The organism is Syntrophorhabdaceae bacterium (genome assembly GCA_036504895.1).
Lineage (GTDB): Bacteria > Desulfobacterota > Syntrophorhabdia > Syntrophorhabdales > Syntrophorhabdaceae > PNOM01.
On sequence record DASXUJ010000048.1, the window covers coordinates 24,986 to 39,216 of the forward strand.

Below are 14,231 nucleotides of genomic sequence, written 5' to 3' on the forward strand. Positions count from 1 at the left end.
AATTGCGGGCCCTTGGGGCATCATGGGCCGTGAAAGGCGGAAGATCATGAAAATAGATATGCACAGCCACATCGAGATACGGGAGGCCCTCGACTTTCTCTCCGAAAGGCCGGTAAATCCCATGGCCCCCAAGCCCGGCCATATGGCCTATGACTATACGATGGAGCAGATAAGGAAAATGGGCCCCCAGCTCCAGGACCCGGCAAGAAGGATCGCCGACCTCGATCAAATGGGCCTCGACATGGCAGTCCTCTCCATCGCGCCTACCGACTTCTTCTATGCCCTTCCGGCAGAGCAGACCTTCAGGATCTGCCGTTTCGAAAACGACCGGCTCGCGGCACTCGTGCACGAATATCCGGAGAGGCTCGCGGCCATGGCGACCGTGCCTTTGCAGGATGTGGGATTAGCCGGGAAAGAGCTCGAGAGGTCGGTCCAAAAGCTCGGCCTCAAGGGGGTGGAGATAGGTACCAATGTGAACGGGGCATTCCTGGGGGAGGAGCAGTTCCTCCCCTTCTTCGAGACGGCAGCGGCCCTCGGGGTACCTGTCTATATCCATCCCCACAACCCCGCGGGAGCGGACAGGATGAAGGATTACTACTTCTTCAACGTCCTGGGATTTCCCATGGATACGACCCTGGCGGCGGGGTCGCTGATCTACAGCGGGATCTTCGACAAGCTCCCGGGACTTAAGCTGATCCTCTCCCATGCGGGAGGCGCGCTTCCTTATGTGGTAGGAAGGATGAACCACGCAAGAAAGATCAGGCCGGAGTGCACGGCGCCGAAAAAGCCGCCGGAAGAGTACGTAAAAATGTTCCACTACGACACCATCTCCCACGGAGCGGATCAGCTCCGGTTCCTTATCTCCGCGGTTGGCGCGGACCATGTGCTGCTGGGCACGGATTACCCCTACGACATGGGCGACGCGGACCCTCTGGCATCCATCGAGGCGATAGTAGGTCTGTCGGCGGAAGAGAGGGCGAAGATCGAGGGTGAAAACGCGACAAAGCTTTTCAAGCTATAGAAAAGAAGCGAAGGAAGCAGGGGCCGGGAGGGCCGGATGAAGCCATTCACCAAAAATGAGCCGGCAACGTCGGTCAAGCGGATTTTGGACGTGAAGGAAGATCGGAAAGGACGGGAGAGGCTAGTTGGGGTGAAGACTCCCCTTCTCTCTTTTAGATAACCGTTTTTCATCGAGGGCATGTCTCACCGCATAGGCCAGCTCCTGAGTGGACAGGGGCTTCATCAGGAATCCCCGGATTCCCGCTTCCTTTGCCTTTTTTGCCGAAACCGAATCGCTGTGGCCGGTAATGAGGATAATCGGGAGGTCTCTTCGTATTTCCAGAAGCTGCCGCGCCAGCTCATACCCGGTAATCCCGGGCATCGTCTGGTCGGTAAGGACCAGGTCGTAATCAGTGGGATTTTGTGAGAATATCTTCAACGCCTTTTGGCCGTCCGTCGCGGCAGTAACGGTGTAGCCGAGTTTTTCAAGCACGCCTTTCCCTAGTTCGGATAAAAGCTCTTCATCATCCACGAAAAGAACGCGTTCCATGCCTCCGGGAGTCTCTCCGGTAGCCTGTTGACAGGCGGCATCTTCAATTCTCGGCAGGAATACCCTGAAGGTCGATCCCTTCCCGGCCGCACTTTGCACAGTGATCTCGCCGCCCAAGCCCTTAACAATACCATAGACCACCGCGAGCCCCATGCCGGTGCCTTTGCCTATGCCTTTAGTGGTGAAGAAAGGCTCGAATATCCTTTTCATCACCTTTTCTTCCATACCCGTCCCCGCGTCTTTGATTACAATCTCCACATACGGCCCCGGCGCAAGCTGAACGCCGGAGCCGGGACCGATCTCCTTATTTGCGAGCGTAACCTCCAGGTTTCCCCCTTTTTCACGCATCGAATGAGCGGCGTTTGTCACGAGGTTCATTATGATCTGCTGCAGCTCCGAAGGGTTTGCAAAGACCCTATCCGATCCGGCGTCCATATTGACTTTGATTTGAATGGTAGTGGGCAGGGAGGCCCTAAGGAGCTTCAGAGTCTCCGCGACCACGGGAGACAGGGGGACAGGTTCTCTTTCATGATCCGTCTTGCGGCTGAAGGCGAGGATCTGCCTGACGAGATCCCGTCCCCTGATCCCGCTCTTCAGTACAAGCTCCAAATGCCGATGTATGGGAGTATCAGGCGGGACATCGTCGAGGACCATTTCGGTAAAGCCGATGATACCCGCCAGAATATTATTGAAATCATGGGCTATCCCGCCGGAGAGGGTGCCGATCGCCTCCATCTTTTGCGCCTGGAGGAGTTCTGATTCGGCCTTCTCCCTTTGAACTATCTCCTCCTGAAGCCTTAGATTCGCCTTCTTAAGCTCCCGGGTCCGCTCACGGACACGTTGCTCCAGTTCGTCGCGCGCCCTCTGCAGGCTTTCCTCCATCTCCTTTCGATCGGTGATATCCCTGAAATAGACCGTAAGACCCTCAGGTTCCGGATAACAATGGGATTCAAACCAGCAGTTGAGGGGAGGGCCATAATACTCTTCGAAATGGACCGGCTTGCCCTCTTCAAGTATGCGCATGAAACGTCTATAAAATGCTTGACTGGGGAATTCCGGGAAGACTTCATCCGGCCTGCGCCCTAACAGCTCGTCCCGCGTGCGGCCCACAAACCTCGTAGCCGCTTCGTTTACATAAGTATAGCGGAATTCCCTGTCGAGAGAGACGAAGCCGTCGGTAATACTCTCGAGGGTCATCCTGAACCTCTCGTTCACCCGTTTCAGGGATTCTTCGGCCCACTTCTGCTCGGTCACGTCATTGCCGATCACAAGCATTTCGACCACATTGCCGCCATCATCGAAAATAGCCTTGTTTGTCCACCTCACCCACGCGCGCTTGCCGTTGCGGCGAATGTTCTCATTTACCGAAACCGCATAATGCTCGGGTTTTTGAATTATATCCCTGGTTAACGCGGATAGATCGCGGCCGAAAGAATCCTTTTCAGGGACGAGGATCATGACGTTCTTCCCGATAATCTCCTCTTCGGAATATCCGAAAAAAGATTGGGCGAACTTATTGAAGAAGGTAATCTCTCCGTTCGGTTTCCATTTCAGAATGATACTATTGGAATGTTCGACAAGGTCACGATAATTCTTTTGAAGCTCTTCCTCGTAGCGTTTATGCTCCGTAATATTGGTAATGACCGTGCGGACCAGGGGCGTCCCCTTTACGGGCGCCCGCATGCTCTGTAATTGCGCGGTAAAGGCGGCACCATCCTTCCTCTTCACGACGATTTCGCAACTCTCTTCTTTACGGGATTTGAACGCCTCCTGGATATGTCCGGAAAAGACCTGCCTCGAAGGGGGTGCGATAAAAGGGGAGAAAGGTTTGTTAATCAAGGATTTTTTCACAGCCCCCAGGAGCCGGGAGGCAATGATATTCACTTCCTTGACGACCCCATGCTCGTCAAATGTCAGATAGCCGACAGGAGCCGATTCGTAAAGATCGGCGTACCGGGACCGTGACTCTTCGCAAATTGTCCAGGCATCGACGAGCTCCCTATTTTTCATCTCGAGGGACGCCTGGTGCTCCTGAAGCTCATGAAGCACCTCATCGATATTGTGAGGCCTGATCTTTCCGGGTGTTACCGGTGTAAGCCCTTCCGTACTTTTCCGGGAATCATTGCCGTCCTTTATATGGGATATCTCTTTAGACACAATACCTCCTTCCATTATTCACTCCCCATGGAAGTAGTATTCACAATATGGGTTGAACATGCCTGGCCGTCAAGAACGATCGGCAGTCTTCTTTTCTCCGGATGTACAGAATATGGACGGGAAAGGGGGGCACGCGCCACCGTGTCCCCCTTTGAAAATTCTAATTTGTGTGCCCGGCTGCGCTCACGGGCCGTTCGCATTTGAGGCTCCGGGAGATAGAGGCCGATACTTTGAGGGATTCGCTGATCAGGGGCAGATAAACTTCTACCTTTGTGCCCTTTCCGGGCTCGCTCTCTATATTCACGCTGCCGACGTGGCTTCTGATGATCGCGGAAGCCAGGGTAAGGCCGAGTCCGGTATTCCTGCCCGGTTCGGTGGTAAAGAAAGGCTTAAAGGCGAGGCGTTTTGTTTCCCCATCCATGCCTTTGCCTGTATCGGAAACGGAAAAGAGGGCACAAGAGCTGTAAAGGTGTTCATATGCCCCATCGACAGGGTATGTGCCGTTGCTGAAATGAACCTGGCCGGTGCAGAGCGTAAGAATTCCGCCTGAAGTCATGGCGTCCCCGGCATTTCTTATGAGACCCAAAAAGGCCTCTTCCAGCCTGGAAGCGTCGGCCATAACCATAATTTCATATTCCGCCGGCTTGAATTCAACTTTTATATCGCGACCCTTGAGGAAGGTGAGCCGATCCCTTAATTTCAGCATCGTTTCGTTAAGGTCGTGAGGCTGTAATCTGATTCCGCCACTAAGATTCAGAATGGGGTCAGGGCGGTGAAAAAGGGTTTCACCTTTCTCCGTCCCGACCCGGATGCCTTCGGGCCTGCAGCTTTTTTCTTTCACAATATTTTTGATGGAGACTTCTTTGCCCATGCCGCTCCTCCTGATTGAAACAAAAATTTATTGTTCTGCTCTTTTGACGCGGATCCGGTCAGCTCAACAGGAGATAATCCTTGATCGTATTACCCGTCTGTATTCAAATTTGTACAAGGTCATCTTTATATAATACAAACTGCATGCCATGACCCGGCTGGAAGAGTGAAACCTCATAACCCTAATTACCGTGCTGTGTTACATATTATCAGCGGAAGAAGGACAATTCCTTTTTCCGTCTTGCACGGCAAGACTGTTTCTTTTAATGCAATAATTATATTGCAGGCCAAGACCTTCTTTCTTCCTTAAAAGGCACGAGACGGTCATCGAGGCATGAAGGAGGGAATCATGACAGTGGTGATCGAGGACGGCAGCAGGGTATGTCGGGTGCGGGTGAACGCCTTGGCTTCCGACAGGCTTTCCAGCTCTTTTTAAGGCGCCTGAAAGAGGCTTGCGAGAACTGTTATTTTACTATGGTTTATATTTACTTGGGTGGGCCACGATGAACCTGCTGATGCGGAGTTTCCCGCCGATCTCATCATTGGTGAGGCCAAGGTGGAGGTCCGCAAATGGATTATGCGAGCAAATACAATATAGGAAAAGCCGCCCATGCCTCGATGCCCTTTAACCTACGGGCGCCCAGCCTTTCTTTTTGAGACAACGACTTGTCACTTCACCTATCTTCTTCGGTCACGTATCCGGAACGCCTTTCGCGGTCAGGTTCGCCCTGGAGATGCGCTCACATTCCTGCCTGTCCTGCTCGAGCGCACTTCCGCTTTTTACGGGATGGCGGTATACCGTGGCGCAGCCGCTCAAAAAGAGGGAGAAAGAGCAAGCAATAATATTATTTTCATTATTCACCGACAGCGTTTATTTTAGTAAGGGCGAGCCTATGGAACAAGGCGGAGGAAAAAATGTGTCCCCAAGACCGGGATTTGTACCGGAACAACCTGGGCAGAATTGCCGGATATGACTTCTGCGGTGAATCCTGCGTATGCCTTAATTCGCTCAGGCCGGAATTTACTGGGGCAAAAGGGCACGCCCTTGAATGCCTTTCGATAACAATCTGTATTGCCAGTAGGTCCCCCTTCGCAGATTCGATGAGGCACGTGAATAGAGGAGGTTTGCCATGATCCTCTTTTCCAGTGTTTTAGCCCTGGCTGCCCGGATCATCCGGCACAGGGGAAAAAAGATGGTCCATACAAAAGCCGCCAAAAGCATCAGACTTCCGATACCCAATCTCCATGATGGTTCCACATTTCCCTCCCCGGCATAGGTAATAGCTCCCGCGCTCGTGACAATACTCGTAATGGTGAGGACTACTCCGGTAAGCGCTGAGGCAATGAAATAAGCAGGTGAAAATTCCCTGCTCCTTCTCTGCAAATTCAGGAAACCCAGTAAAGATATTAAAATAGCGGGGACCCATAGCAAATAGAGGGTCGACAGGTTGAGGTATATATCGGGAAAAAGGTTCCTCATATCGAGGAGAGGCGTCATGGTGCCGAGAAAGGCCAGCGTGCCGGCAATGATGTAGGAAATCCCGCAATATACGTTCTCCCTGTGAGTCATAAAGCCTGCCCGAAGTTATTTGATTTTTAATGAAACTAATTACCCCTATCCGTTTTTGCAACGGGGCCCGCTCATTTTTTCAGGGTAGCATGAATGTCGCCGTCTTACTGCCGTCCCGCGCCGGGCGGTTTTGCAGGGAAAGAAGGGCTTTAATTTGTATTGACAAGACCGATACGGTTTACTACCCTCTCAACTATAGATTCACGAAAAAGGAGAACCGATGGAGGACGAGAGGGAGCAGGAGACGTCGCTTGGAATGGATGAGAGCTTCGAGGCACTGCTTTGCTACACACTCGGCTGGGTAACGGGCATCGTATTTATCGTCATGGAGAAGCGCAGCGCCTTCGTGCGGTTTCACGCCATGCAATCACTGGCGACGTTTCTCCTGTTGTCTGTTGCGATGGCTTTTGTGCTTTCCATACCGCGTTTCGGATTTCTCCTCGCATCTTTTCTGTGGCTGGCCGGTGTCGCCCTCTGGGTCATCCTGATTTGGAAGGCATACCGGGGGCTATGGTTCCGGCTGCCCGTGATCGGTAATTTCGCAGATAATTTCGCGAATAAAGGACCGAGGCGCGGTTCGCCACAGGAATAAGTGGTTAATTCCCGCTTAAGGCAACGCTCCCCGAGACCGCCTTTTTATCAACCGTTTAATTTTTGATCCCCACTGTGCTGCCGTCCATGCTAAAAAGAGCGGGGTCTTCCGGCGCAACATTCCTGGTAAAGCTGCCCTTTTCAATATTAATAACCCATTTCCTATGTTCCGCCCAGGATCGTATACCTTCCTGTAATCGCGCTGTTCGCAGGAGGTCTCCGTGCCTGAAATCCCGCCTTAGAGGGCGACATTCTCCCAGCTCGAAGGATGGGTACGGTCGTACCGGGTAGAAATAGGAACTCTCCTTTGGATTCCTCTCTTACGCGACTGCCTTCTTCCCGTGCAAGAAATGATAAAGAACCATAGTTGCGAGTATCATGAGGGCCACCAACATGTAGAGCCCCCGATATCCCGTAAAGGGGACCAGCGCTCCGAGGAGGTATGGTCCCACGCCGAACCCCAGATCAAGGCAGATGAAATAGGTGGAAGTTGCCAGTCCCAACCGGTGAGGCGGGACTGTTTTTATAGAAATTGCCTGGGCGCATGATAAAAAGTTCCCATAGCCCAGGCCGATTATCACTGCCGCGAGCAATAGGAAGAGTCCATGACCGGCCCGGCTGAAGAAAAGCATGCCGATTGCAAAGAGGGAAAGACAAGGATAGACCACAAAATTTGCCCCTTTCGTATCGAGTAGGCGACCGGAGAAAGGCCTTGAGATCAGGACCGTAGCAGCATATACGAGGAAAAAGAGGCTCGCCGCTTCTTCAAGGTGGATGTGCCTGGCATACAATGACAAAAAAACGAGCAAAACCGAATAACCGGCACCGATGACCAGTATGATGATCGATATGGGTAAGGCCTCGAATTCAAGAAAGGTCGAAATATGAAATCTTGTCACCCCTTTTCCATGATCCCGGCGCAATGGATGATCGGGCTCACCTACCACAAAAGACGTACCCAGACCGATGACGGGTATCAGGGAGGTAATAATAAAGATCATCCTGAAATCGGTGTGTTGCATCAGGAGCATTCCCGCGAAGGGACCTATCGCCGCTGCCAGAATGGTGCTCATGCTGTAATAGCCGATACCCTCGCCGCGCCTGTCAGGGGGGATTACATGGGCGACTATCGTTCCCGTGGCCGTGCTCGCGATCCCGAAAGTCAGACCGTGGAGCAGCCGGATAATGATCAACAGGGGGAGGCTGACCGCGGCAAAATATAGCGCGGAAGTGATGATAAGCGATATGGTGCCCAGAATTAAGACCCTCTTCCTGCCAATATCTTCAATAACGTGCCCGGTCCCCAACCGGCCGACCAGGATGCCGATAATGAAGATGCTCGATACGAGCCCGGCGATGCTGGTGGAAGCATGGAATTTATCTACCGCATAAGGAGCGGTAACGACCATCAATAAATAGAAGATGAGACAAAATAAAAAATTGATGACCCCTACCGTGATAAAATCCTTTGTCCACAGCCTTTCCTTGTTCACCCTCAAACCTTCCCGAATCATAGATTAATCGTGCGATAGAGTACGCCGCCTTGACCTCTTGCTCAGTACGAGAATCGCCATCCCGGTCGTGTGCGTTTTTTGGAGTATGGGCCCTTAAATAATACACGAAACTGCCGGCATACTAATATCATACTGCAGCCGGGATTCTCAATCCAAAACAGGATGAGCCACTTTCGGAGAGGGTGCATACCTGGAGAAAAGATGAGGGGATTTCAGGCAGTAGCGGGTCAAGGTGCGGCAATTACCGGGGCCGGTTTCAGGACCGTCTCAGCCCCCGCTCTTTCACGATTGCTTCTCCGCGCTCCACGGCGATACTGACGGCAGGTTGACCCAGCCCGAGCCTCTGAGCGACCGCGGTTGCAGTCATACCGAGCTCCCGTACGAGAAAATAGCAGAGGACGCTTCGGGCCGCCACGCGGGTGGGGTATTTCCCCGGAAGAAGGATCTCTTCCGAGTTGAGGTGAAAGATCCTGGCCACGTGCTTCTGCATGGAAACGAAATCGGTACCGCTAATCTTGCGTGCATAGGTACGCTCCCATTGCTCCTTGGCGGCCTCCATCACCTCTGCGACAAACCTGCTGCTTCCCAATATGCGTTCGTCACTTCTCAGATGGCCCGAGTCCCGTGAAGGCATCCATCCCCTGTTGCTCCGGATGAAACCGCCTCCCGTGAGATCGCCCCTGCGTCCCTCCGCGATACCCTCTTCGAGGAATTTGCGATAAATGCTGCGGGCAGGCTCTGAGTCCTGATCGAACTGCATGAGGATATAGGTGCTGTCCAGCCATGGCCTGATACATCGCTCCATTATGACCGAGTGGCCCGAGTAGGGATAGGAATCGAGGGAGTCCAGGTCCGGCACTACCTCAGCCCTTAAAGGATTGAGATGGATATACCGTACCAATTGAAGCAGATAGGGCTCTTCTTCGCAAAGGATAGATTTATACCGGTTCAGAAAAAGAGGGCCCAATCTCTTATGCCGCTTGTTGAACGAGACGGAGTAGCCCGTGAGGAGCCGTCTCATGATAGTCGATATGGGGGTCATCCCGGCACGAAGGAGGAGATGGACGTGGTTCGGGAGCAGGGAAAAGGCGTAGCAACTGGTTTTCCCTGCGGTGAATACCTTACCGGCGCGATTGACAAAGCTCTCACGGTCGATATCGTCGTAAAACATGGTGCCCCACCCCCTGAGAATCAGGTGATGAAGTGCACCCGGAGCGTCGATGCGGCTCTGTCGTGTCATGAAGAGAAGGGTAACAACAGAAAATGACCATGTCAACAGAAAAATTAAAATTTGATAATTTAATGAGTGTCCCTAGTGGATACAATTAAAAACAACATATTTACCTCCTATCTTGATTTTCATAATTTAATGGATGTCCCTAAAAAGGCACTTTAAGTTTGAGAAATAGCTTGACATATATAGGTATTGTTTCTAGTATTGTATACAAAAGACAATGTTCAAGGATGCTGCTATGTAGGTTTGTGAAAGGTCTTTAAGCAGGGAATTATGAGTTATGCAACGGGAAGCTACTGTATTGAATTTAGTACAGTAGCAGAGCTTGAAAAATGCTTTTCGAGGCCAAAAAGTTTTTTTCAGGTAATTATGAAATCGATGGAAGCATCAACGCACGATGCTGCCGGTTAACGGGAGCTTAAGACATAAACCTTTCTGGGGGTGAATCATGGAAAAGATGTGCTCACATCAGGATCTGGAAACAGTAAGACAAGAAATTCTGTCCAAAAGGGACTCGAAGAAGCCCTGCATTTCAATCTGCACCGGTACCGGTTGCCTTGCCTCAGGGGCCGGAGAAGTTATGGCTGCCTTTACTGCGGAGATCGAAAGCCAGGGGCTTAAAGCGGATGTAGATGCCAAGGGCACCGGGTGTCCCGGGTTTTGCGAGAAAGGACCGATCGTCGTCATTTACCCCGAAGAGATCTGTTACCTTGAGGTAAAGCCCGAAGACGTTGCCGAGATCGTAAGTCAAACCGTAAAGGAGAATAAGGTCATCGAGCGTCTCCTTTATGTCGACTCCGCCACGGGTGAAAAAGCGATCCATGAATCGGATATACCCTTTTACAAGAACCAGGAGCGAACCATTATCGGGAATAACATCAAGATCGACTCCAAGAGCATCGACGACTATATCGCGTTCGGTGGTTACACCGGTTTGGCGAAGGCCCTTCTGAAGATGACGCCCGAGGAGGTGCTGGACGAGGTCAAGAAATCGAACCTGAGAGGACGGGGAGGTGGTGGTTTTCCCACGGGCAGGAAGTGGGAAGAGGCCCGTCATGCTGCCGGCGATATAAAATATGTAATCGTCAACGCCGACGAAGGCGATCCGGGCGCATTCATGGACAGGGCTGTTCTCGAGGGAAACCCTCACTCGGTCCTCGAAGGGTTGACAATCGGGGCCTATGCGGTCGGCTCCCATGAGGGCTTCCTCTACGTGCGTAATGAATATCCCCTGGCAATAGAAAATGTGCTTATCGCCATCGAGAAGGCCGAGGAATACGGTCTCCTCGGCAAGAACATTCTGGGATCGGGTTTTGACTTTTCCGTGAAGGTCCACAGGGGTGCGGGCGCCTTCGTCTGTGGTGAATCGAGCGCCCTCATGACGGCACTCGAAGGCAAGGCAGGGGAGCCCAGGCCGAAATACGTCCATACCGTCGTAAAGGGCGTGTGGGACAGGCCCAGTGTTCTCAATAACGTCGAAACCTGGGCAAATGTGCCGCCCATCATCGAGAAAGGCTCCGACTGGTTTACCCGGTACGGAACGGAAAAAAGCAAAGGTACGAAAATCTTCTCCCTCGTGGGAAAGATCACCAACACAGGTCTTGTGGAAGTGCCCATGGGCATTACGCTGAATGACATTATCTATAAGATCGGCGGCGGAATCCCCGACGGCAAGAAGTTCAAGGCGGTCCAGACCGGAGGGCCCTCCGGTGGATGTATCCCCGAGCGGCTCCTCGACCTCCAGGTCGGCTTCGATGAATTGACCAAGGCCGGCTCCATGATGGGATCGGGTGGAATGATTGTGCTCGATGAAGATACGTGCATGGTCGACGTGGCCAGGTACTTCCTGGAATTCCTTACCGATGAATCGTGCGGTAAATGCGTTCCGTGCCGTGAGGGGATCAGGCAGATGCTCAAGATCCTCACGAAGATCACCAAAGGAAAAGGGAAACCGGGCGACATCGAGCTTTTGCAGGAATTAGCCGAAGTGGCAAGCGAGGCTGCCCTTTGCGCTCTGGGAAGAAGCGCTGCCAACCCGTTTCTCAGCACCCTCCAGTATTTCAGGGATGAGTACGAGGCCCATATCAACGAAAAACGGTGCCCGGCCCTTGCCTGTAAAGAACTGATCAATTATTACATCGAGCCCGAGAAATGCAAGGCATGCACCACCTGCGCGAGGAAGTGTCCTGCCGATGCCATCATAGGGGGAAAGAACCTTATACACATGGTGGACCAGGACAAATGCACCAAGTGCGGGACCTGCTTCGAAGTCTGCCCCGACCGTTTCGCCGCGGTGACGAAGCTGTCCGGCGTGCCCGTCCCGGCGAACCTTTCCGAAGACCAAAGGGTGATAGTGAGAGAAGTGAGAGAGGCCAAGGCATCGTGAAAGGGATAACCCTCAAGATCGATGGGGAAGAAGTAAAGGCGAGAGAGGGGATGACGGTCCTGAAAGCCGCTCAGAACGCGCACATCCGCATCCCCACCCTCTGCTACCATAAAAAGCTGGAGCCCTACGGGGGGTGCCGGCTCTGCATGGTGGAGGTAGAAAGCCGCGGCTCGGCCCCCCGTCTTGTCGTCTCCTGTCTTTATCCTGCACAGAATAATATCATCGTCCGGACCAGGTCGCCCAAGGTGGACCGGGTCCGCAAGACCGTCCTGGAGCTCCTCCTCGCCCATGCCCCCAATTCCTTCGAGCTTAAGGAGCTCGGGAAAGAGTACGGCGCAGACGAGAGCCGCACCGGACAGGAACCCTCCTTCTGTATCCACTGCGGGCTCTGCGTGAGGTACTGCGCCGAAGTAAAGAAGAAAGACGCGATAGGGTTCGTGGACAGGGGCATCCACAAAGAGATCGGCTTCGTTCCGGAAATCGCGTCAAAAGAGTGCGGGAAATGCAAAGAATGTTTCCCCCTCTGTCCCACCGAGGCGCTCCAGGCGGCCTATATCTTTGTCGAGGCCCTGGCGTTCCCCGGCCAGGGGCATTGAGAGAATAGTTTCCCGACAATCTACCCGACCGGCTTCGAGCATGGAGCCGGTTTTTTATAAAGAAGGGTGCGAGAGTGCCCAAGGGGGATGGAGAGGGGCGGACGGAGGGGAGTATGAGCTTCTCTACCCAATCCCTGGCACATCAGGTAATAACCGGCGGGAAAATCATAATAATTATCTCGGGAAGAATCGCGTATTCGTTACGGGGAGTTGGGATTGGCATCCGTTATTTCCGAAAGCCAGTCGATGGCATCTTCAAACCTCGTAAAAATCTCATAACGAAATCCTTTGATGTCCAGGCATGCTTTAAACTGATTTGCCAAAGAAAGTTGCTTTTCATCATCCGGTACGACATTTGCTATTTTTCCTTTGAAGAGTAATTTGTACTTGGCCATTTCAACGGCCAGTTGCAACATCGTTCCGATGCTGTCCTCATTGTCGATTGTTGTTTCCCTCATATCGATAAGAATATTATGATTTTCATGAAAAGAGGCCGCAGCCGCAAGCTCGTGAATGATTTTCAACGACCGGTCGAAATCGATGTTTCCTGCTTCGGTCTTTCGAATGAAATCCTTCACTTTATATATTTTTACTGTATCAGACATATGAGCCCCCTCCTTTCGTATCAACCGGTTACCTCCTCTCTTTCACGCCCCCGGGCGGCATCACTTTCCTTCTGTCCCGAGGGAAGAATCCGGGGCTTCCCGATAAATATGAGCAGTTCTCTATTACCGCGGAGGGCATTCACTTTAATAATCGTTTATAAAGCTCATAACACTGAAAGTCAAGTATCGAGCCCGGCCCAAGTTTATGGCCTATTTCCCCTCATTCTTTCAGAGGAATATCCTTTTTCAACAGGCTGATTACGTTCGATCCCGCGGCCGGAACGCCCTGGGGAGGTTCCGAGCAGTATTCGTTATACAGGGAGTTAAAATCTTTGTATAGCCGTGTGGCGACTTTTTTCGTCCCGTCGGGACTTATCCTTATTTCGTTCTTTTTGCACAATTGGGCAGCCCTGTAGTACCGGTAGTCCGCCTCTTTGAAAATTGTCAGGAAGGTCTCGGGCGATATCTTCAACGCGTCGAATGTGGTATGGAGCCATTTCAGGTTTTTTCTGCGGATTACCTCTTCAGTGGCGAAGATATCTGCCTGCCGGACCTCGGCCCTTCTCCGTATCCCATCTTTCTCTACCCAATCCTCCTCGTCTTCATAGGTCAGGCAAAGGCTGCTTTCCAGGTGCACATTGACGAAATGGCCTATTTCTTCGACAACCGAATCAAGATGGCGGGAAAGGACCTGGAGAAACAGCCGGCCCGGTTCTGTAAGGGGTTTTCTCAGGGGACCTATCATGGTCCACATGTCCCGTACGGTAACGATTCGGTTCATGGGCGGCTTTGGTGAGGTGCGGGACCAGGATTTGAAATCCGTCTCGGTCATGGGGTATTCGTCCGCGGGCGGCCAATCGGGATACCACTCAAGGATGAGATTTCCTTTATCGGTGAGACCGACCGAGAGGTGGGCCTTTGGTTTCCGGATGCCGTCGATCGTCAACACCCGGTCGATGTTCCAGTTTTGTACACCCGCCAGATCATGGACGCGAACGGGCCACCCTGCAATCGAGGCGATGAGGTCCTTTATCTTCGTGGCATGGGGATAGGGAAGGCCTGCCGGAAAGCTGTCCTTTCCTCCCCTCGCGTTTATTCTTTTCCTCTTTTCGAGGACCTCGAAAATGCCGTATACCGGGTTGTGCATCATGGAACCCAT

Annotated in this window: 12 protein-coding genes; 4 read left to right on the forward strand and 8 right to left on the reverse strand. The window is 52.4% G+C overall.

All coding sequences use genetic code 11. The annotated features are described in order from the left end of the window. The first annotated feature begins 46 nt into the window (after positions 1–46). Complete coding sequence (locus VGJ94_05905) at positions 47–1,021, forward strand: amidohydrolase family protein (GenBank protein ID HEY3276134.1); 975 nt, start codon at positions 47–49, stop codon at positions 1,019–1,021. Between the two features lie 120 nt (positions 1,022–1,141). Here the strand turns inward: VGJ94_05905 and VGJ94_05910 are convergent, their stop codons facing one another. The 4 genes from VGJ94_05910 to VGJ94_05925 form a co-directional block, all read right to left on the reverse strand. Beyond that, on the reverse strand, positions 1,142–3,706 hold the full coding sequence (locus VGJ94_05910; protein HEY3276135.1) for a PAS domain S-box protein: 2,565 nt from the start codon (positions 3,704–3,706) through the stop codon (positions 1,142–1,144). A gap of 160 nt (positions 3,707–3,866) precedes the next feature. After that, positions 3,867–4,577, reverse strand: coding sequence for an ATP-binding protein (locus VGJ94_05915; protein ID HEY3276136.1), 711 nt, complete (start codon positions 4,575–4,577; stop codon positions 3,867–3,869). A 690-nt stretch (positions 4,578–5,267) separates the two neighbouring features. After that, entirely contained in the window at positions 5,268–5,438 is a 171-nt protein-coding gene (locus VGJ94_05920) for a hypothetical protein (protein HEY3276137.1), read from the reverse strand. Between the two features lie 159 nt (positions 5,439–5,597). Continuing rightward, on the reverse strand, positions 5,598–6,146 hold the full coding sequence (locus VGJ94_05925) for a hypothetical protein (GenBank protein HEY3276138.1): 549 nt from the start codon (positions 6,144–6,146) through the stop codon (positions 5,598–5,600). A 220-nt stretch (positions 6,147–6,366) separates the two neighbouring features. Between VGJ94_05925 and VGJ94_05930 the strand changes: the two genes are divergently transcribed. Next, positions 6,367–6,738 (forward strand): DUF4870 domain-containing protein, encoded by a 372-nt coding sequence (locus VGJ94_05930; GenBank protein ID HEY3276139.1) that lies wholly within the window; start codon positions 6,367–6,369, stop codon positions 6,736–6,738. A gap of 319 nt (positions 6,739–7,057) precedes the next feature. On the opposite strand, the gene VGJ94_05935 is transcribed toward VGJ94_05930, so the two are convergent. Then, a complete protein-coding gene (locus VGJ94_05935; GenBank protein ID HEY3276140.1) occupies positions 7,058–8,230 on the reverse strand; it encodes an MFS transporter in 1,173 nt (390 codons plus the stop codon). A gap of 277 nt (positions 8,231–8,507) precedes the next feature. Then, the gene (locus tag VGJ94_05940; protein HEY3276141.1) at positions 8,508–9,422 is read right to left on the reverse strand and encodes a transposase; all 915 of its coding nucleotides are present in this window, start codon (positions 9,420–9,422) and stop codon (positions 8,508–8,510) included. A 520-nt stretch (positions 9,423–9,942) separates the two neighbouring features. Here VGJ94_05940 and VGJ94_05945 point away from each other — a divergent pair. Beyond that, positions 9,943–11,871 carry an NADH-ubiquinone oxidoreductase-F iron-sulfur binding region domain-containing protein gene (locus VGJ94_05945; GenBank protein HEY3276142.1) on the forward strand — a complete coding sequence of 643 codons (1,929 nt, stop codon included), beginning with the start codon at positions 9,943–9,945 and terminating at the stop codon, positions 11,869–11,871. Continuing rightward, positions 11,868–12,467, forward strand: coding sequence for a 2Fe-2S iron-sulfur cluster-binding protein (locus VGJ94_05950; GenBank protein HEY3276143.1), 600 nt, complete (start codon positions 11,868–11,870; stop codon positions 12,465–12,467). Before VGJ94_05945 ends, VGJ94_05950 begins: the two co-directional genes overlap by 4 nt. A gap of 200 nt (positions 12,468–12,667) precedes the next feature. Here VGJ94_05950 and VGJ94_05955 read toward each other — a convergent pair whose 3' ends face one another. Both VGJ94_05955 and VGJ94_05960 read right to left on the reverse strand, forming a co-directional pair. Then, positions 12,668–13,072 (reverse strand): hypothetical protein, encoded by a 405-nt coding sequence (locus VGJ94_05955; protein ID HEY3276144.1) that lies wholly within the window; start codon positions 13,070–13,072, stop codon positions 12,668–12,670. A 220-nt stretch (positions 13,073–13,292) separates the two neighbouring features. After that, positions 13,293–14,231 (reverse strand): hypothetical protein, encoded by a 939-nt coding sequence (locus VGJ94_05960; GenBank protein HEY3276145.1) that lies wholly within the window; start codon positions 14,229–14,231, stop codon positions 13,293–13,295.